Below are 19,117 nucleotides of genomic sequence, written 5' to 3'. Positions count from 1 at the left end.
CCCCCCCCCCCCCCCCCCCCCCCCCCCCCCCCCCCCCCCCCCCCCCCCCCCCCCCCCCCCCCCCCCCCCCCCCCGGCGCCCCCCCCCCCCCCCCCCCCCCCCCCCCCCCCCCCCCCCCCCCCCCCCGCCCCGGGGACACGAGCCTAGCCGCCGAGTATCCTCCGGCAAGCGTCGACGAACACCTGGGCGCCGGTGACGATGTCGGCATCGGCGGTGTTCTCGGTCCAGTGATGGCTGATGCCGCCGATCGACGGCACGAACAGCATACCCGCGGGCATGATGGAGGCAAGCATCTGCGCATCGTGGCCGGCGCCGCTGGGCATGCGGACGGACCGTCCGCCGGCAACGGCCTTGGCCGCGGCTTCGATCGCATCCTGAAAGCCCGAATTCATCATCGCGGGCGCGCCAGTGCGAATCTTCTCCACGGCGACGGTGCAGGGACCCTTCGCGCTGGCCTCGTCCGCCATGCTCCGCAGCAGTTGCTCCAGCCGCGCGATGACGGAAGGATCGTCGTCGCGGATCTGGAACAGCATTTCGGCACCACCTGGAATGATGCTCGGCGCGCCCGGATCGAGCGTGATGCGGCCGGTGGTCCAGACCGTGCGCGGGCCGCAGCTCTCGGGAAAACGCGCGTCGATCGCGACACAGAACTTTGCAAGCGCTAGCCCGGCATCCTTCCGTGCAGCCATGCGGGTGGTGCCGGCGTGATTCTGCTCACCGACGAAATTGATCTGGTATTGCCAGATGCCGACGATGGAGGTGACGACGCCGATCGCAAGGCGACCGCTTTCAAGCGTGTCGCCCTGCTCGATATGGGCTTCCAGATATCCGACGTACCGCCCCGGCTCGGCGGTGGTGCGCGGTCGTCCTGCGAGCCCCATCTCGGCGAGTGCGTCTCGCATGGTGCGGCCGCTGGTGCGGTCGCGTGCGGCATCAATGTCGGCCTCTGTCACTTGCCCGACATAGGAGCGCGACCCGAGGAAGTGCCCAAAGTGTCCTTCCTCGTCGCACCAGGCGGCAAGTTCGACCGCGCCTTCGAGCAAGGGATCGCCATTGAGCACGCGGGCCGCTTCGAGCGCGTAGACGACACCGAGCGGGCCGTCGAGCCAGCCGGCGTAGTTCTGGCTCTCGAGGTGCGATCCCGCCAGCAGCTTGGGTCCCGACTTTGCGCTGGTGCCGAAGACATTGCCGATGCCGTCGATCGCGGCGGTGAGGCCCGCGTCGGGCAGCTTCTGCATCAGCCAATCCAGCGAAAGCTTGTGCGGCTCGGAGAAGGTCGGTTTGTGCACGCCGGTCTTGTACGCGCCGATGGCACGGAGCGCATTGAGATCGGCGAGAACGCGCATCCCGTTGGCGCGTGAAAAGGTGTCAGGCATGCTCGGCAACCTTCAACGCCTCGGTGCGGATCTCCTCGACCAGCCGTTCCTTCAACAGGACGAATTCGGGCGTGGTCTTGATCCTGTAGGAGCGCGGATGCGGCAGGTCTACGTTGATCTCGGCCTTGATGCGGCCGGGACGCGCGCTCATGACGATGACGCGGCTGCCGAGGAAGATCGCTTCCTCGATGTCGTGGGTCACGAACAATACGGTCTTCTGGTCGCGCTCCCAGATCCCGAGCAGCATTTCCTGCATCAAGGCGCGTGTCTGGTTGTCGAGCGCGCCGAAGGGCTCGTCGAGCAGCAGGATCTTGGGATCATTGGCGAGCGCGCGCGCGATCGCGGTGCGCTGCTGCATGCCGCCGGAGAGTTGTTTTGGCCAATGGTTCTCGAAGCCGGACAGACCGACCTGGCGAATGAAGGCGTCAGCGATCTTGTTTCGCTCCGCCTCGGACACGCCACGCTCGCGCAGGCCGAAGGCGATGTTCTCGCGCACCGTCAGCCAGGGAAACAACGTGTAGGACTGGAATACCATGCCGCGATCGGCGCCCGGGCCGGTCACCTCGCGTCCATCGAGCACCACGCGTCCGCCGGTCGGTCGATCGAGGCCGGCGACGATGCGAAGCAGCGTGGACTTGCCGCAGCCGGAAGGGCCGAGGATGGTGACGAAGTCGTTGTTGCCGATCACGAGATCGGTCGGCTCCAGCGCCCTCGTCGGGGCGTTGCCGTGACGCGCGGGGAAGGTCCGCGAGACCTGTTCGATCTTGAGGATCGTCATGCGAGCCTCCAGGGAAACAGCCACGCGTTGAACGCCTTGAACAGGAAGTCCGAGACCAGGCCGATCAGCCCGATCACGATGATGCCGAAGATGATCTGGCCGGTGTTGAGCAGCGCCTGGCTGTCGGTGATCATGTGCCCGATGCCGGAGGAGGAGCCGATCAGCTCGGCAACGATGACATAGGTCCAGGCCCAGCCCAGCACCAGCCGCAGGATCTCGGCGATCTCAGGCGCGGAAGAGGGCAACAGCACGCGGCGGATGATGCCGCGGTCGCTGGCCCCCAGCGTATAGGCCGCCTCGACCAGGTCGCGCCGCGTGGTGCCGACGGTGACCGCGATCATCAGGATGATCTGGAACACCGAGCCGATGAAGATGACGAGCAGCTTCTGCAGTTCGCCGATGCCAGCCCACAGGATCAGGAGGGGAATGAAGGCGGACGCCGGCAGATAGCGCGCGAAGGAGACAAACGGTTCGAGGAACGCCTCGACCGGCTTGTACGCGCCCATCAGCACGCCGAACGGCACCGCGATGATGGCGGCCAGCACGAATCCGCCGACGACGCGCCAGATCGTCATGCCGATGTCGAACAGGAAGCCCTGTTTGATGATCAGATCGACGCCTTCCTGCACCATGGTCAGCGGGTTGGCGAGGAACACCTTCGACACGTGGCCGCCGAAGGTCGCCCAGGACCAGAGGGCAACGAACACCACGAAGAACGCAAGGCCGTAAGCCACGCGCTGCCTTGACGTCACGGGATCGAGGGGACGCATCAAACTGTCTATCCGGGCGGTGAACAAGTTTGCCGGCCCCGCCGCGAGACGGGGCCAGCGGCTCCTGCGAGATTTACTTGATGTAGCTGGCGTCGAAGAGATCCTCGACCTTCGGCGCGGCCTTGATGATACCGATCTCCAGCAGGAGGTCGGCAGCCTCCTTGTTGAAGGTCAGGAAATCGCCGGCGAAGAACTTCTGGTTCGCCGCCTTGTCCTGCCAGCGCAGATACTTCGCCGAGTTGCCGAACGCCTCGCCGGTCTGCTTCACGTCGGCGCCCATGATCTCGTAGGCCTTGGCCTGGTCCTTGGCGATCATGTCGAGGGCCTCGAAATAGCTGTCGGCGAGCGCCTTGGCGGCTTTCGGGTTCTCGGTGAGGAATTTCGGCGTGCAGCCGAACGTGTCCATGACCATCGGATAGTCGAGCGTGGTGGCGATGATCTTGCCCTTGTCGGGTGCGGCACGAACCGTCGACAGATACGGCTCGTAAGTCATCGCGGCATCGTTCTGGCCGGAGACGAAGGCCTGCGCCGCCGCGGCCGGCTCGAGGTTCACGACGGTGACGTCCTTCACCGACAGGCCGTTCTTCTTGAGCATCCAGGCCAGCGCGAAATAGGGCGAGGTGCCGGGCGCGGAAGCCGCAACCGTCTTGCCCTTCAGATCCTTGATCGCGGCGAGATCGTTGCGCACGGCCATGCCGTCGGCGCCGTAGCTCTTGTCGAGCTGGAAGATCTGCTTGGTCGCAACGCCGTTGGCGTTCCAGGAGATCCAGGTCTCCACGGTCGTTGCCGCGCACTGGACGTCGCCGGACGCGATTGCCAGATGGCGATCCTTCTGCGGAATCTTCTTGATGGTGACGTCGAGGCCGTTCTTCTTGAAGATGCCGGCTTCCTTCGCCAGCGTCAGCGGCGCAAAGCCGGTCCATCCGGAGATGCCGACGCCGACCTTGACGTCGTCGGCGAGCACGGGGGTGGAGACCGTAAGCGCAATGACTGCCGCAAATACTTTCGAACTATGCATGATAGTCGTCCTCTTGCCGATCGATGGATTGACGTCCTGTTGATCTTGGTCGGTCCTCATGGACCGTTGCCCGAAGCGTTGCACGATTTGTGCCGACATCGTCCTCTCAGCCTCCCTTGAATCGGGCGACAAGGCGGTGAGAGTCACCGGGATAGAGCAGCCGCACCGCGGTGATCGTGCGCGTGCTGCGCCAGGTATAGCGGTCGATCACGAGGCAGGGTGCGCCGACGGCGATGTCGAGCGCTTCCGCCGTGCGATCGTCCGCGACGATAGCGCTGATCGTATGCTCGGCCTCTGTCCATGGAACATGGTGAAGCAGCCACGAGCCGGGCGGCTCACGCGAAAAATCCGCGGTCGCCGCATCCGGCACCGACGCGAGATCGATCAACCTGTCCTCGACTGCGAAAGGCACGTTGTCGGCGCTGTGGCGGCAGGTGATCGCGATCACCTTGCCGGCCTTCTTGACGCCGAGGCGGTCGCGGTCGGCAGCGGTTGCGGTGCGGAGCTTGCGGCCGATCAGCTCGTAGCCGTAAGCGCGCCCGAGCCCGGTGATCTCGGCGCGCATATCGGCGATCTTGAGCACGGCCGACTGGTGTTGCGGCCGGCGGACGAAGGAGCCGGCACGTCGCCGCCGCTCGATCAGGTCGGCTTGCGCGAGCTCCGACAGGGCCTTGTTCACGGTCATGCGCGAGCAGCCGTAACGCGCAACCAGCTCGTGCTCGAATGGGATGCGATGCCCGGGCGGCCACTCGCCGGTCAGAATGCGGTTCTCGATATCGGCGCGGATTCGCTTGTACAGCGTCGGCTGGTCGGTCGTATCAGTGGCGAGACTCATGCAACGAGCCTCCGCACTGATGCGTTGAAGCGTTCGCGCGCGGCCTGGCGCAGTCTGTGCTGGCCGCCTTCGACCACCTTGTCGCCGCCGACCCAGACGCAATCGATCGCACCGCTGCCCGCAGCAAAGATCCAGCCGTCGATGACGGAGTCGTGCGCGCGCCCCGCCAGCGAGGGATGCGTGATGTCGAGCGTGACGATGTCGGCGCGCGCACCGGGCGTGAGACTGACTGACGTCTGTGCCAAGGCCCGGGCACCGCCTGCAAGCGCATGATCGAACAGGGCGCGCCCCGTCGACCGGCCTGGGCCAGCGGAGAGCACGTTCCGCTCGCGGTGCTTGAGCCGTTGGCCATATTCGAGCTGGCGCAGCTCGTCGGCGACGCCAACGAGCACATTGGAATCCGTGCCGATGCCAAAGGCGCCGCCGGCACCGACGAATTCGCGGGCCGGGAAAATGCCATCGCCAAGGCTTGCCTCGGTGATGGGGCAGAGTCCGGCGACCGCGCCGATCCTGGCGAAGGCAGTGACTTCTTCATCCGTCGTGTGGGTCGCGTGGATGAGGCACCAGCGTCGGTCGACGGGCGCGTGCTCCAGCAACCATTGCACTGGACGTCGTCCGGACCACGCCAGGCAATCCTCCACTTCCTTCACCTGCTCGGCGGCATGAATGTGCACCGGTCCCCCGTCCGCGAGCGGAATGATCGCTGCAAGCTCGTCCGGCGCCACCGCGCGCAAACTGTGCGGCGCGATGCCAATATTCGCGTCCGGCAATCGTGCAATCGCCTTGCGCGAGGCCGCCATCAGCGCGGAAAATTGATCAACCGTACATATGAAGCGGCGCTGGCCGGCGTGCGGCGCCGCGCCGCCGAAGCCGCCATGCGCATAAAAACTCGGCAGCAGCGTCAGCGCGATACCCGAGGCCTCTGCCGCCTGCGCGATGCGTGCGGCCATTTCGCCGATGTCGGCGTAGGGCGAGCCGTCGCGATCATGATGCAGATAATGGAATTCGCCGACGCGGGTAAAACCCTGCTCCAGCATCTCGACATAAAGCAAGGTCGCGACCGCTGCGACGTCGTCAGGCGTCATCGCCAGCGCGAAGCGGTACATCGTCTCGCGCCAGGTCCAGAAGGTGTCGGCGCTATCGCCGCGTAGTTCTGCAAGCCCCGCCATGCCGCGCTGGAACGCATGGCTGTGCAGGCTCGCCAATCCCGGCAGCGCGATCTGGTGGCGTTCGTCGCCGAAGGCCGGGGTCACGCCCGGCGTCACCTCGGCGATCGCGCCGGCGGCGATCACCACCTGCACGTCATTGGCCCAGCCCGAGGGCAGGAGCGCGGAGGCGAAATGCAGTCGTGTCATGTTTCCAGCCGGCTGGACAGAACCGCGACACGATTATATGTCTAGACATATAAGTCAAGCATCCCAGGGCGCAGGGGCATCCGCGAAGGGACAGTTGCATGGCAGAGCGCTTCGACCGGATCTGGCATAACGGCCGGCTCGCCACGATGCGGGCCGACCGTCCCGATCTCGGCGAGATCGAGCACGGCGTGATCGCTGCGCGCGGCGGCCGTATCGTCTATGCGGGTTCGCAGGCCGATTTTCCGGCGAGCGCCGATGCAGCCGACCGGATCGATTGCGAGGGGTGTTGGATCACGCCTGGTCTCGTCGATTGTCACACCCATCTGGTCTATGGCGGCAACCGCGCCCATGAATTCGAGCTGCGCCTGAAGGGCGCGAGCTACGAGGAGATCGCGCGCGCCGGCGGCGGCATCCTCTCGACGGTGGCCGCGACACGCAAGGCAAGCGAGGCCGAGCTCGTAGCACACGCGCTGCCGCGGCTCGATGCGCTGATTGGCGAGGGTGCCACCACGGTCGAGATCAAGTCCGGCTACGGCTTGGACACCGAGACCGAGATGCGGCAGCTGGCCGCCGCGCGAAGCCTGGGTCGTCAGCGGTCGGTCGCGATTCGAACCTCGTTTCTTGGTGCGCATGCCCTGCCGCCGGAGGCCGACGGCAACAAGGATCGCTACATCGATCTCGTCTGCAGGGAGATGTTGCCGGCGGTCGCGCAGGCGGGCCTGGCTGATGCCGTCGATGCCTTCATGGAGGGTATCGCATTCTCCGGGGAGCAGACGGCTCGGGTGTTCGAGACGGCGAGCCGGCTTGGACTGCCGGTCAAGCTGCATGCCGACCAGCTCTCGAACCTCGGCGGTGCTGCGCTCGCCGCAAAATTCTCGGCGCTATCGGCCGATCACCTCGAGCACACCGATGAAGCCGGTGCAGCGGCAATGGCAAAAGCTCAAACGGTGGCCGTGCTGCTGCCCGGCGCCTTCTACTTCATCCGCGAGACGCAAAAACCGCCGGTCGAGGCATTCCGCAAGCACGGCGTTGCCATGGCGCTGGCGACCGACTGCAATCCGGGCAGCTCGCCGCTGACATCGCTCCTGCTCGCCATGAACATGGGCGCGACGCTGTTCCGGATGAACGTGACCGAGTGCCTTGCCGGTGTCACTCGCGAAGGCGCGCGAGCGCTCGGCGTGCTCCATGATACCGGCACGCTCGAGGCCGGCAAATGGTGCGACCTTGCGATCTGGGGCATCGAGCGTCCTGCCGAGCTGGTCTACCGCATCGGCTTCAATCCGCTGCACCGCCGGGTGTGGAGGGGACAGTGACGGAGCCGCGCGCGCCGATCGTCGTCAAGCCGGGAACGGTCAGCCTCGATGATCTCGCGCGCGTGCTCCAAGGGCAATCCGTGCTACTCGATCCCGCGTTCTGGCCGCGCGTCGACGCGGCCGCGGAGATCGTGGCAAGGGCCGCGCGAGCGGATGCTCCCGTCTACGGCATCAACACCGGCTTCGGGAAGCTGGCGTCGAAGCGCATCCCGCCTGATCAGACCGCGCTGCTCCAGCGCAATCTCATCGTCTCGCATTGCTGCGGCGTTGGCACGGCGACGCCCGAACCGATCGTCCGTCTGATGATGGCGCTGAAAATCATCTCGCTCGGGCGCGGCGCCTCCGGCGTGCGCCGCGAGGTGATCGAGCAGCTGCAGGCCATGCTGGCGCGGCGCGTCTCACCGCTGGTGCCGCAGCAAGGTTCGGTCGGCGCTTCCGGCGATCTCGCGCCGCTCGCGCATATGACCGCTGTGATGATCGGCGAAGGGCAGGCGATCGTCGACGGCAAGACCGTGTCGGGCAGCGACGCGCTCGCCGCGGCCGGCCTGACTCCACTGACGCTCGGTCCCAAGGAAGGGCTCGCGCTGATCAACGGCACGCAATTCTCCACCGCTTACGCCATCTCCGGCGTGCTGCGCGCATTTCGCCTGGCCCGCGCCGCGCTCGTCACCGGCGCGCTGTCGGTCGATGCGGCGATGGCCTCGACGGCGCCGTTCCGCCCCGAGATCCAGGCGCTGCGCGGCCATTCCGGACAGGCCGCGGCGGCGGCAACCCTGATGGCGCTGCTCGACGGCAGCGACATCCGCCTATCGCATCTCGAAGGCGACGAGCGCGTGCAGGATCCCTATTGCCTGCGCTGCCAGCCGCAGGTTGCGGGCGCGGCGCTCGACCTGATCGTGCAGGCGGCGCGGACGCTTGTCGTCGAGGCCAATGCCGTCACCGACAATCCGCTCGTGCTGGTCGAGACCGGCGAGATCGTCTCCGGCGGCAATTTCCATGCCGAACCGGTGGCCTTTGCCGCGGATACCATCGCGCTCGCGCTCTCGGAAATCGGTGCGATCAGCGAGCGGCGCATCGCGACGCTGGTCGATCCCGCGCTCAATTTCGGCCTGCCGCCGTTCCTCACTCCCGATCCCGGTATCAATTCCGGCTTCATGATCGCCGAGGTGACGGCGGCGGCGCTCTATGCCGAGAACAAGCAGCGCGCGGCCGCCTGTTCGATCGATTCAACGCCGACCAGTGCCAACCAGGAAGACCATGTCTCGATGGCCGCGCATGCTGCACGGCGCCTGTCCGACATGGCGGACAATCTCGCCACAATCCTGGGCATCGAGTTCTTGGTGGCCGCCCAAGGCATCACACTGCGCGCGCCGCATGCGACCAGCGCGCCGCTCGCCGCCGTCATCGCCGCACTGCGCGAGCAGGTGCCGCAGCTCGGCGCCGACCGCTACATGGCCGGCGATCTCGCCAAGGCTGCTGCGCTGGTCGAGGCCGACGCGCTGCCGGCTGCGGTGCTCGCCGTACTTTCAACCGACCCGTTTCCGACGCTTGCCTGACGAGGTGCTCCGCATGAACCGCCGACTGGACAATGAACGCACCATCCGCGCGCCCCGTGGCAGCGAAATCAGCGCCAAGAGCTGGTTGACGGAAGCTCCCTTGCGCATGCTCATGAACAATCTCGATCCCGACGTTGCAGAACGTCCGAGCGAGCTGGTCGTCTATGGTGGCATCGGCCGCGCCGCGCGCGACTGGGAGAGCTTCGACCGGATCGTTGCTTCGCTGCGCGAGCTCGAGGACGACCAGACGCTGCTGGTCCAGTCCGGCAAGCCGGTCGGCGTGTTCCGCACCCATGCCGACGCGCCGCGCGTGCTGATCGCCAACTCCAACATCGTGCCGCACTGGGCGACGCTCGATCATTTCAACGAGCTCGATCGCAAGGGCCTGATGATGTACGGCCAGATGACGGCGGGTTCCTGGATCTATATCGGCAGCCAGGGCATCGTGCAGGGCACCTACGAGACGTTTGTCGAGGTCGGGCGTCGCCATTACGGCGGCAGCCTCGCCGGCAAATGGATTCTGACGGCCGGTCTCGGCGGCATGGGCGGCGCGCAGCCGCTGGCAGCGACCATGGCCGGGGCTTCGATGCTGGCGGTCGAATGCCAGCCGAGCCGCATCGAGATGCGTCTGCGCACCGGGTATCTCGATCGCCAGGCCGCAACGCTCGACGAGGCGCTTGCGATCATGGCGGAGGCGGCGAAGACGAAGAAGGCGGTCTCGGTCGGCCTGCTCGGCAATGCCGCCGAGATATTTCCCGAGCTGGTCCGCCGTCGTGTCAGGCCCGACATCGTCACCGATCAGACCAGCGCGCACGATCCGATCAACGGCTATTTGCCGAAGGGCTGGACGCTTGCGGAGTGGGAGACCAAGCGCGCCGCCGACCCCAAGGCCGTGGAGCGCGCCTCGAAGATCTCGATGGTCGAGCACGTCCAGGCCATGCTGGATTTCCATGCGCAAGGCATTCCGACGCTCGACTACGGCAACAACATCCGCCAGATGGCGCAGGACATGGGCCTGAAGAATGCCTTCGATTTCCCCGGCTTCGTCCCCGCCTATATCCGTCCCTTGTTCTGCCGCGGCGTCGGGCCTTTCCGCTGGGCTGCGCTGTCGGGCGATCCCGAGGACATCTTCAAGACCGATGCCAAGGTCAAGGAGCTGATGCCTGACGACAAGCACCTGCACAATTGGCTCGACATGGCCAAAGAGCGCATCAAGTTCCAGGGCCTGCCGGCGCGGATCTGCTGGGTCGGGCTCGGCGATCGCGATCGCCTGGGCCTTGCCTTCAACGAGATGGTGGCGCGTGGCGAATTGAAGGCACCCATCGTGATCGGCCGCGACCATCTCGACAGCGGCTCGGTGGCGAGCCCCAACCGCGAAACCGAAGCGATGAAGGACGGTTCGGACGCTGTGTCCGACTGGCCCTTGCTCAACGCGCTGCTCAATTGCGCCAGCGGCGCGACCTGGGTGTCGCTGCATCACGGCGGCGGCGTCGGCATCGGCTATTCCCAGCATGCCGGCATGGTGATCGTCGCCGACGGCACGCCGGAAGCGGCGAAGCGGATCGCGCGCGTGCTCTGGAACGATCCTGCCAGCGGCGTCATGCGCCACGCCGACGCGGGCTACGACACCGCGATCGACTGCGCCCGCGACAAAGGGCTCGATCTGCCGAGCCTGCGCTAGGCGCGACTCAGGCCACGACCCTGGCTCCGGCGCCGCTGAGGCGTTGGCGTTCCTTTGCGAGATACTCGTCGATAGCGTCGCCGTGCATGGGCTTTGCGAAGTAGTAGCCCTGGATGAAGTCGCATCCCAGCCGGCGCAAGGTGTCGAGCTGAGCGCGGGTCTCGACGCCCTCGGCGACGCAGGCGATCTCCATGTCGTCACAGAGGCCCGTGAGAGACTTGATGATCTTGTGGCTCACTGGATTGTCGTTGACGTCGGCGATGAAGCTGCGGTCGATCTTGATTTTGTCGAGCGGCAGCCAGTGCACGTGGCTCAGCGAGGAGTAGCCGGTGCCGAAATCGTCCAGCGAAATGCCGCAACCCATCGCCTTCAATGCCGCGATCGACTGTTGCGCGCGTACGAAATCGAAGGTGACGGCGGTCTCGGTGATCTCGAAGTCGATCCGGCGCGGCGGCAGCCCGCTCGTCTCCACGATGGTGATCAGCGGCAGGATGCCCTCGGGCGAGCAGACGTCGTGGGCGGACAGGTTGAACGACAGGCGGATGTGGTCGGGCCAGGTCCTGGCCGTCGCGAGCGCACGTACCAGCAGCGCCTGCGTCAGCGGCCGGATCAGGCCGATGCGCTCGGCGGCCGGAATGAAGTCGGCCGGCGAAACCAGGCCAAGGCGGGCGCTGTGCCAGCGCGCCAGGACCTCGAAGCCGGCGGTGTGCTCGCTCATGGCGTCTACGATCGGCTGGAACACCAGGTCCATCTCGGTGCTGAAATCGGCGGTGCGCAGCAAATTCTCGATGACGCCGCGGCTGCGGATCTCGGCCTCGAGCTCGCTCGAGAAGATCACGGTGCGGCCGCGCAGATGGCGCTTGGCGTGATAGAGCGAATAGTCGGCGCATTCATAGAGCGCTTCCGCCGTCGTTGCCGATTGCGGGAATAGCGCGAAGCCGATCGAGCAGGACAGCCCGGTATGGGCGGTGTCGAGCTGGTAGGGCAGCTTGACCTGGTCACCAACGCGTTCGCCGAGCCGCATCAGATCCGTATCGTCAGGGTCGCCGCACACGACGAGACCAAACTCGTCGCCGCCGAGCCTGGCGAATTCCACCCGCTGCGGACCGAAGCCCTCGCAGACCTCGCGGATGCGCCGGCCCGCCTCGATCAGAACGCGGTCGCCGACGGAGTGGCCGTAATTGTCATTGATCGGCTTGAAGCCATCGAGGTCGATGATCCCGACCGCGACTCGAACGTTCCTGCGCTCGGCATCGGTGAACGCGCTCGACAACTCGGCGAAGAAGCGGCGGCGGTTCGGCAACTCCGTCAGGGAATCGAGGTTGGCGAGGCGGAAGTTCTCGTCCGAAAGGGCCTGGGTGGCGGCCTGCTGCGCCAGCAGCGATTTGCGGCTCGCGACGAGATCGGCGAAGTCCCGATAGTAGATGAACAGCACCGTCACCATCGCCCCCGACACGAGCAGATTGTTGACGGCGATCGCCTTCAGCGTCGGCTCGCCGGTGGCCCAGAAGAACAGCACATAGGGCACGTCGACGACCAGCGTCACGATCAGTGCCGCCGAGCGCAGATGCATCAGCGAGAAAATGCAGCCGATCACGGTCACCGCCATGTAGAAGGCCACCTGACTCTTGGCGAAAGCATCGCCGTAAGGGTAGAGTGCGAAGGACCATGCTGTGAAGCCTGCGCCGATCGGCGCCGCGATCCAGTTGGTAAAGCGCAGATTGCGCAGGATGTCGGCATCGGTGCGCACGACACGGCGCTGGCGCAGCCACCAGAATGTGCGAAAGCCTGTGATCGCGATCAACAGGGCGGGCACGATCATACTGAGCGAGGGCGGTGCCAGCGGCACATAGGTATAAGCCACCGCGATCGTGTTTGTGATCAGGATGAAATAGAGCAGCGGGATTTGTTTTGAGAACGCGTCGAATTGCGCGCGCATCAGTTCCGGATTGTCGGCCGGCACCCGAAACAGCTCCACAACGGCAGCTAGATGAGACTTCAAATTGGTGACAGGCATTGCAATTTCAGCCCTGGATTCCTTCAAAACGCGGCCGATCTTGCACGGCGAGGGTAAAGGGCGCGTTAGATTGGAGTCTTTCGCGAGAGTTCGACGCGCCGCTGATCTTCTCGATACGCGCACCGGTGAGGCTGCGTTAACGATATCCCGCGGCGGAAGTGCGGGGATTGGCTGAAAGAGCCTGCATAAGTAGCGGCTACGCTCCGCTAACCATGTGCGCCAGCGCAACGTATTGTCGCACCGACGATTTCGTGGCAATGCGCGGAATAACCGTGCCTGTCCGTTTTGACCATGGCGGCCATCGCTGCAACGCGGCCGGCTGAGGTTTGACCGCGCGCAGTCGGCTCGCCATACTTTGCCCCAAGGCGAGCCAGAAAGACTCGTCGGCATCGGGAGCTGAAATGACCAAATCATTCTCCGTCCTTACGGGGACGCTGATTTCCCTCGTCTCCTTCACTTCGATTGCCTTCTCGCAGCCGGCCTGCGTCACCCAGAATATGGCTGTGCCGCCTGGGGCCAACACCGCCGACAAGGCGGGCCCGTTCTTCATCGATACGACGGGTCTCGACTTCAAGACGGCGCCTCCGACGCGCGATCCCTCCAATCCCAATTACCCGCGCGCCACCGAGCTTCCTGACGCAACGCTGCCGCCACCGGGCGCCGAGGGCAATTTCATCATCGGTCCCACCCACAATCCTGCGCCGGAGACGATCGCGAAGGAGGGCGTGCCGCGTGGGACGACAAAGTCCTTCACGTTGTCGTCGAAGGAGAGCACCATCTACAATCCGGGCCTGATCCGCGACGATCTTGCCGGTTGCACCAATTCCTCGATCATGACGACCATCACGGCGCCGAACGACAAGTCGCACATGATCGTCACCACCAGCCGTCCAGGGATCTGGTCGCGCACCATCGACGTCTACGTGCCGGCGCAATATGTGCGCGGCACCGAGGCGCCGTTCATCGTGGTCGGCGACGGCGGCTCCAACGCCTACAAGGATCTCACCGTCACGCTCGACAATCTGATCGCGCAGCGCCGCGTGCCGCCGATGATCGCGATCCAGATCGGCAATGGCGGGCAGGACGCGCAGGGCAGTCAGCGCGGCCGCGAATATGACGCGGTGTCAGGCGCCTACGCGCAATTCGTCGAGCGTGAAGTGCTGCCGCTGGTCGAAAAGAACGCCGAGGTCAGGCTGACAAAAAATCCCGATGGGCGTGCGACCGTGGGGCTGAGTTCGAGCGGCGTGGCAGCCTTCACCATGGCGTGGTTCTATCCCGATCTCTATCACCGCGTGCTGGCGTTCTCGCCGACCATGGTCAACCAGCAATGGCCGCATGACCCGTCGCTGCGCGGTGGCGCCTGGGAATATCACAGCGCATGGACGGGGCCGGCCACACCCAATCTCATCTCCAAGGCGGGCGTGCTCACGCCGGCCGAGCCGCCCGGCGTGCCGCTGATCGTCGCTGCGCCGGCCAAGCCGATCCGCTTCTGGTTCTTCGGCGGCGACCAGGACCTGTTCTATCCGAACCCCACCATTCCCGACGGCATGCACGACTGGACCGTCTCCAACGCGCTGATGGCCAAGGTGCTGGCGGAGAAGGGCTACCACTATCAGTTCCTGTTCGTGCGCAACGCCAAGCACGTCGACCGTCCCACGATCGCGCAGACGCTGCCGTCGGCGCTAGAGTGGGTCTGGAAGGGCTATCCTATCCCTTGAGCGCAGGGAATAAAGGGTCAGGCGAGGGCGGCCTGGCGTTCGCGCATTGGCTCGCGGACACGGTCGGGTTTCCCCGGCTCGGCGAGCCGCGTAAAACTGCGCTGGCTTGCATGCGCGGGTGCTTCGACAATCACGCCTTCGCAAACGATCTGTCCGCCGAGCATCCTGAATTCCAGCTTGTCGTAGCGCGGCATCGTCTCGCCGGGCGCGGGCGGCAGCAGCCCGACGCTCCCCTGGATGTTCAGCGTGGCATCGCCGGCGCCGTGAAGCCGCGGATTCCACATCCTGATCCCGGTCTCCGCCCAACGCTGCCGGATCAGCGTGGCCCGGTCGGCGGGTTCTACGGCTCTCACGCGAGCTTTCGGTGCACTCGGGATCTCCGGAGCGGGAGACACAAGGGCCGGAGCTGGCTCGATAGTTGTGACGACGCCGGGCGTCTCGGTGGAATCTTCCAGTTCGCCGCCGGAGGGATCGCTGTCGATGCTCTCCTCGGGGACATGCTCCAGCGAGATGTCGCGATCCGCGAACGCGACGCACGTGTCGTCGAGAGTCGAGAAAGTATCCACGTCGACGACGGGCGCGATCGCGTCAACCGGGACGACCTCGACATCGACAGACGAGGCCTTCTCCGCGACAACGGGCTCAACGTCGGCCGCGAGTTCGGAAGTTGGATCTCTGTTGATGATGAGTTCGGGGATGTCGATCGCTTCGCGCAGGATGTCGATGGTCGCGACCGAAGCTCCTACGGCGACCGGCTCGACTTCCGCCGCCGTCTCCGGGGATGATTCGCCGCTGCCGCTGACATCGGCTGGCGCTTCCGACGTGCTCTCCGCGATGACAGGGCTGGCGCTGTCGTCTTCGGGGGCTGAAGCTGCGACCGCGGGGTCGCAGTGCGTCGGATCCGCGCCGATGCTGGTGTCGAGAACCTCCGCGGCTTCTGCGATGTCAGCAACAAGGGCGAGCGAGGCGTCTGCGGTATCAGGCGCGACGTCGATGCTGCCGCCGTGCGGCGCGGGCCGAAGCCGCTTGAACGCCCATTTCACCGCGGGGATGCGGCGCAGCAACGATATCAGTCTCGAAAGCACTGGGAGTTGTCCAAGAGGTACTCGGCTTAAGGCATCGCTGATTCGCCAGCAATGTAAAAATCCCCGGCTGTCACACTGATGTCAATGTAGATGGGACCAATTGCAGAACATCCACGCTTTCAGTTTTGCCGCGTGACTGTAGTCAAGGTGCCGCCCGCCAATACTCTTCGTTCGACAGCAAACCCTTCACGCATAACATCGGTGACGACATACTTGAGCCGCACGAAGGCGTCTGGGGAGAGGGGGGCGATCGCCCCCTCAGAATTTCCGACCGATGCCGGCCTACTTTCCGGAGCCAGCGCCGCCGCCGGCCTGGCTGCCCATGTTATTGGTGTTGCTGCCGCCCGCCGACGGAGTCTGCTTGCCCTTGCTGTCGGCGGCCTCGTTCTGCATGTTCGACGATGCGCCGGTCGTCATGCCCTTGGTCGCGGGGCCCCGCGACGAGGGGCCAACGTCGCCCTGGCCGGATGCGCCTGGGGCGGGTTGTGTCTGCGCAAAGGCGCTGCCGGTCGCCAGCGCCATGATGCATGCGGATGCCAAAATGATCTTCTTCATCTGGTTTCCTCCTGGGTTGACGTGAGGACAACTTGCGCGCGGAGCGGACGTTCCTCACGGGGAGACGTCGCGAGGATCATGACCAAGCGCCTTGGGGCGCTTGTCGCGTTCCCTGTAGGGCTCTATCGACGGTAGAGTTTGGAACATCGGGCATCTGGTGTAAGGACGAGGCATGAAAAGGATACTGACTCTCGGAGCGGTTCTGCTCTGGTCCACTATCGCAGTCGCGCAGGAGCCCGCCATCACTGTGGCCTCGACGACGTCGACGGAACAGTCGGGGCTGTTCGGCTATTTGCTGCCGCTGTTCTCGAAGGCCGCGGGCATAGACGTGAAGGTCGTGGCCGTCGGCACGGGCCAGGCGCTCGACATCGGACGGCGCGGCGATGCAGACGTCGTGTTCGTCCATGACAGGCCTGCCGAAGACCAGTTCATGTCCGAAGGCGAGGGTGTGAAGCGCTTCGACGTCATGTACAACGACTTCGTCATTGTCGGGCCGAAGAGCGATCCCGCGAAGATCGCCGGCGGCAAGGACGTGGCCGAGGCGCTGCGCAAGATCGCGGCCGCGAAGGCGCCGTTCATCTCGCGCGGCGACAAGTCCGGCACGCACGCCGCCGAATTGCGGCTTTGGAAGGAAGCTGGCGTCGACCTCGGTGCCGCCAAAGACGGCTGGTATCGCGAGATCGGTCAGGGCATGGGCCCGGCACTGAACATGGCGTCGTCGTCGAATGCCTATCTCCTGTCGGACCGCGGCACCTGGTTGTCATTCAAGAACCGCGGCGAGCTCGCCGTCCTGACCGAAGGCGACAAGCGGCTGTTCAACCAGTACGGCGTCATGCTGGTCAATCCGGCCAAGCATGCAAACGTGAGGGCGCGGGACGGGCAGGCCTTCATCGACTGGCTGATCTCTCCTGGGGGGCAGGAGGCCATCGCCGGCTACAAGGTCGGGGGCGAGCAGCTATTTTTCCCCAACGCGCCCCACTAGCAGGAAGGCGACGGTCGACACTGCGACGCTGAGTGCGAGCAGGATCAGCCCGAGCCCGAGCGCCAGCGGTAGGTCGCCCTTGCTGGTCTCCAGCGCGATCGCGGTCGTCATCGTGCGCGTGAAGCCGCGGATGTTGCCGCCGACGATGAGGATGGCGCCGACCTCGGCGATCGCGCGCCCGAAGGCTGCGAGAAAGGCCGTCAGCAGCGAGGTCCGGCCCAGCGCGAACAGCAAGCCGATGCTGCGTAGCGTTGACAGCCCGTCGATCCGCGCCAGGTCGCCATACTCCGCCCACAGCAGGCTCGCCGGCCGGTGCACCAGTGCGACCACGATCGGTGTCGCGAGCAGCGTCTGCGCAACCACCATGGCCGCCGGCGTGAACAACAGGCCGGCGGGCCCGAGCGGGCCGGAGCGCGACAGCAGGAGATAAAGCGCGAGCCCGACCACCACCGGCGGAAGACCAAGCAAGGCATTGGTGAGGACGATGATGACCTGCCGTCCGCGGAACCGGGTGATCGCAAGCAGGGCTCCGAACGGCGCCCCAATCAGAAGCGCCAGGATGCTGGCGGTCAGGCTGACGCGAACCGACAGTCCGACGATGCGCAGAAGCTCTGCGTCGGCCTCGCCGATCAGCGCGAATGCGGCGCCGATGGATCGCGCGAAGTCGTTCATCCGTGCCCGAGCTTCGGCGCCCGCCGCCATGGCTGGGGTGCGTCGATTCCGGGGCTGCGGAGGTGATTCACGTATATTTCCCTGAGGGCATCGTCGTGCAAGGCGACGGCGGAGCGGTTTGGTAACCCGAATTTGACCGGAATCAAAGCCCCGTGCGGCATGGCACCGTCGGGGCTCAGATCAAGCCGCGCAGCACTTCAACAAGCCGGGCACACTCGGCCTCCGTTCCGACCGTGATGCGGAGGAAGTCCTCGATGCGCGGCTTTCCGAAATGACGGACCACAACGCCACGCTGCCGAAGCGCTGCCGCGAGATCTGCTCCGCTCCGGCTTCGATGGCGTGCGAAGACGAAGTTGGCGAGCGACGGCAACACTTCGAAGCCGAGCTGTCTGAGATCGCGGGCCAAGGTTTCGCGGCTTGCGATGATGCGGGCACGGGTGTCTCGGAACCAGCCGTCATCCTCGATCGCGGCGACGGCGCCGGCGATCGCGAGGCAATCGAGCGGATAGGAGTTGAAGCTGTCCTTCACCCGTTCCAGCGCTTCGATCAGTGGTCGTTGGCCGATGGCAAAACCAACCCGCAGGCCAGCGAGCGAGCGCGACTTCGAGAAGGTCTGGATGACCAGCAGATTGTCGTGGCGTGCAACCAGCGGCACGGCGCTCTCGGCGCCGAAATCGACATAGGCCTCGTCCACCACCACCAGCCGGTCCGGCTGTTCGGCCAGCAGCGATGCGATTGCGTCGCGCTGAAGCGCGATGCCGGTAGGAGCGTTCGGGTTGCAGAGGAGGATGGCACTCGATGGCCCCCTGTAGTCGGAGATATCGATCCTCATCGCAGCATCGAGCGGCACCTCGTCGTGCGTTATTCCATAGAGGCCGCAATAGACGGGGTAGAAGCTGTAGGTGACGTCGGGGAATAGAAGCGGTGGTTCGTGCTTCAGAAGCGCCTGGAAGGTGTGGGCCAGAACCTCGTCGGAGCCGTTGCCGACGAACACTTGCTCGGGCGCCACATCGCAATGGGCCGCGATCGCCTCGCGCAGGCGCGTCGCGCGAGGATCGGGATAAAGGCGCAGCCGCTCCGCGGCCGATGCGATCGCCGCCAGCACGCGCGGCGAGGGCGGGTAGGGATTCTCGTTGGTATTGAGCTTGACGATGCCGTCCTGCTTGGGCTGCTCGCCGGGGACGTACGGCGAAAGCGTGTGGACGACCGGACTCCAGAAGCGGCTCATGATCTCCAATCCGAACTTGATCGGGGCACAGTACGGTATGCGGGACCTCGGCGGAAGTGCGCCTGCATTCAGCATTCCAGGCAAATCCGCACGACGTTTACTGCCGGAGACGTTCCCGCAAGCGCGACCCTTATGCTAGGGTCATCGCACCACCGCCCAGAATGAAAACAAGAACGAA

General features: G+C 65.4%; 16 protein-coding genes. 5 read left to right on the top strand and 11 right to left on the bottom strand.

Going from position 1 to position 19,117, the window contains the following annotated elements:
* Positions 1 to 143: 143 nt before the first annotated feature.
* From AC0L21_RS28400 to AC0L21_RS28375, 6 genes are all read right to left on the bottom strand, one after another.
* Positions 144 to 1,376 carry a hydantoinase/carbamoylase family amidase gene (locus AC0L21_RS28400; protein ID WP_473264975.1) on the bottom strand — a complete coding sequence of 411 codons (1,233 nt, stop codon included), beginning with the start codon at positions 1,374 to 1,376 and terminating at the stop codon, positions 144 to 146.
* Positions 1,369 to 2,154, bottom strand: coding sequence for an ABC transporter ATP-binding protein (locus AC0L21_RS28395; RefSeq protein WP_473264974.1), 786 nt, complete (start codon positions 2,152 to 2,154; stop codon positions 1,369 to 1,371). The genes AC0L21_RS28400 and AC0L21_RS28395 overlap by 8 nt, the downstream gene beginning before the upstream one ends.
* The gene (locus AC0L21_RS28390) at positions 2,151 to 2,924 is read right to left on the bottom strand and encodes an ABC transporter permease (protein ID WP_007601313.1); all 774 of its coding nucleotides are present in this window, start codon (positions 2,922 to 2,924) and stop codon (positions 2,151 to 2,153) included. The genes AC0L21_RS28395 and AC0L21_RS28390 overlap by 4 nt, the downstream gene beginning before the upstream one ends.
* Before the next feature lie 73 nt (positions 2,925 to 2,997).
* A complete protein-coding gene (locus AC0L21_RS28385) occupies positions 2,998 to 3,942 on the bottom strand; it encodes an ABC transporter substrate-binding protein (RefSeq protein ID WP_473264973.1) in 945 nt (314 codons plus the stop codon).
* Between the two features lie 106 nt (positions 3,943 to 4,048).
* Positions 4,049 to 4,777 carry a histidine utilization repressor gene (gene hutC / locus AC0L21_RS28380; RefSeq protein WP_473264972.1) on the bottom strand — a complete coding sequence of 243 codons (729 nt, stop codon included), beginning with the start codon at positions 4,775 to 4,777 and terminating at the stop codon, positions 4,049 to 4,051.
* On the bottom strand, positions 4,774 to 6,132 hold the full coding sequence (locus tag AC0L21_RS28375) for a formimidoylglutamate deiminase (RefSeq protein ID WP_473264971.1): 1,359 nt from the start codon (positions 6,130 to 6,132) through the stop codon (positions 4,774 to 4,776). The genes hutC and AC0L21_RS28375 overlap by 4 nt, the downstream gene beginning before the upstream one ends.
* A gap of 98 nt (positions 6,133 to 6,230) precedes the next feature.
* On the opposite strand from AC0L21_RS28375, the gene hutI reads away from it, so the two are divergent.
* From hutI to hutU, 3 genes are read left to right on the top strand one after another with little or no spacing between them, the layout of a single operon-like run.
* Positions 6,231 to 7,445, top strand: coding sequence for an imidazolonepropionase (gene hutI, locus AC0L21_RS28370; RefSeq protein ID WP_473264970.1), 1,215 nt, complete (start codon positions 6,231 to 6,233; stop codon positions 7,443 to 7,445).
* Entirely contained in the window at positions 7,442 to 9,001 is a 1,560-nt protein-coding gene (gene hutH, locus AC0L21_RS28365; RefSeq protein ID WP_473264969.1) for a histidine ammonia-lyase, read from the top strand. Before hutI ends, hutH begins: the two co-directional genes overlap by 4 nt.
* 13 nt (positions 9,002 to 9,014) lie before the next feature.
* Positions 9,015 to 10,682: a urocanate hydratase gene (gene hutU / locus AC0L21_RS28360; RefSeq protein ID WP_473264968.1), complete on the top strand. Its 1,668-nt coding sequence runs from the start codon at positions 9,015 to 9,017 to the stop codon at positions 10,680 to 10,682.
* Between the two features lie 7 nt (positions 10,683 to 10,689).
* On the opposite strand, the gene AC0L21_RS28355 is transcribed toward hutU, so the two are convergent.
* Positions 10,690 to 12,699 carry a putative bifunctional diguanylate cyclase/phosphodiesterase gene (locus tag AC0L21_RS28355; protein ID WP_473264967.1) on the bottom strand — a complete coding sequence of 670 codons (2,010 nt, stop codon included), beginning with the start codon at positions 12,697 to 12,699 and terminating at the stop codon, positions 10,690 to 10,692.
* Positions 12,700 to 13,100: 401 nt separating this feature from the next.
* Between AC0L21_RS28355 and AC0L21_RS28350 the strand changes: the two genes are divergently transcribed.
* A complete protein-coding gene (locus AC0L21_RS28350; RefSeq protein ID WP_473264966.1) occupies positions 13,101 to 14,417 on the top strand; it encodes an alpha/beta hydrolase in 1,317 nt (438 codons plus the stop codon).
* Positions 14,418 to 14,434: 17 nt separating this feature from the next.
* Here the strand turns inward: AC0L21_RS28350 and AC0L21_RS28345 are convergent, their stop codons facing one another.
* On the bottom strand, positions 14,435 to 15,502 hold the full coding sequence (locus AC0L21_RS28345; RefSeq protein WP_473264965.1) for a hypothetical protein: 1,068 nt from the start codon (positions 15,500 to 15,502) through the stop codon (positions 14,435 to 14,437).
* Positions 15,503 to 15,784: 282 nt separating this feature from the next.
* Positions 15,785 to 16,057 carry a hypothetical protein gene (locus AC0L21_RS28340; protein ID WP_473264964.1) on the bottom strand — a complete coding sequence of 91 codons (273 nt, stop codon included), beginning with the start codon at positions 16,055 to 16,057 and terminating at the stop codon, positions 15,785 to 15,787.
* 172 nt (positions 16,058 to 16,229) lie between these two features.
* On the opposite strand from AC0L21_RS28340, the gene AC0L21_RS28335 reads away from it, so the two are divergent.
* Positions 16,230 to 17,039, top strand: coding sequence for an ABC transporter substrate-binding protein (locus AC0L21_RS28335; protein WP_473264963.1), 810 nt, complete (start codon positions 16,230 to 16,232; stop codon positions 17,037 to 17,039).
* On the opposite strand, the gene AC0L21_RS28330 is transcribed toward AC0L21_RS28335, so the two are convergent.
* Positions 17,013 to 17,711, bottom strand: a complete 699-nt coding sequence (locus AC0L21_RS28330) for an ABC transporter permease (protein ID WP_473264962.1) — start codon at positions 17,709 to 17,711, stop codon at positions 17,013 to 17,015. The two genes, AC0L21_RS28335 and AC0L21_RS28330, sit on opposite strands and share 27 nt — an antisense overlap.
* A gap of 175 nt (positions 17,712 to 17,886) precedes the next feature.
* Positions 17,887 to 18,939, bottom strand: a complete 1,053-nt coding sequence (gene hisC / locus AC0L21_RS28325) for a histidinol-phosphate transaminase (RefSeq protein ID WP_473264961.1) — start codon at positions 18,937 to 18,939, stop codon at positions 17,887 to 17,889.
* Positions 18,940 to 19,117: the final 178 nt, after the last annotated feature.

The organism is Bradyrhizobium sp. WSM4873, assembly GCF_055811355.1.
Note: the sequence above shows the minus strand (reverse complement) of the source record. Positions and strands in the feature narration are given on the sequence as shown.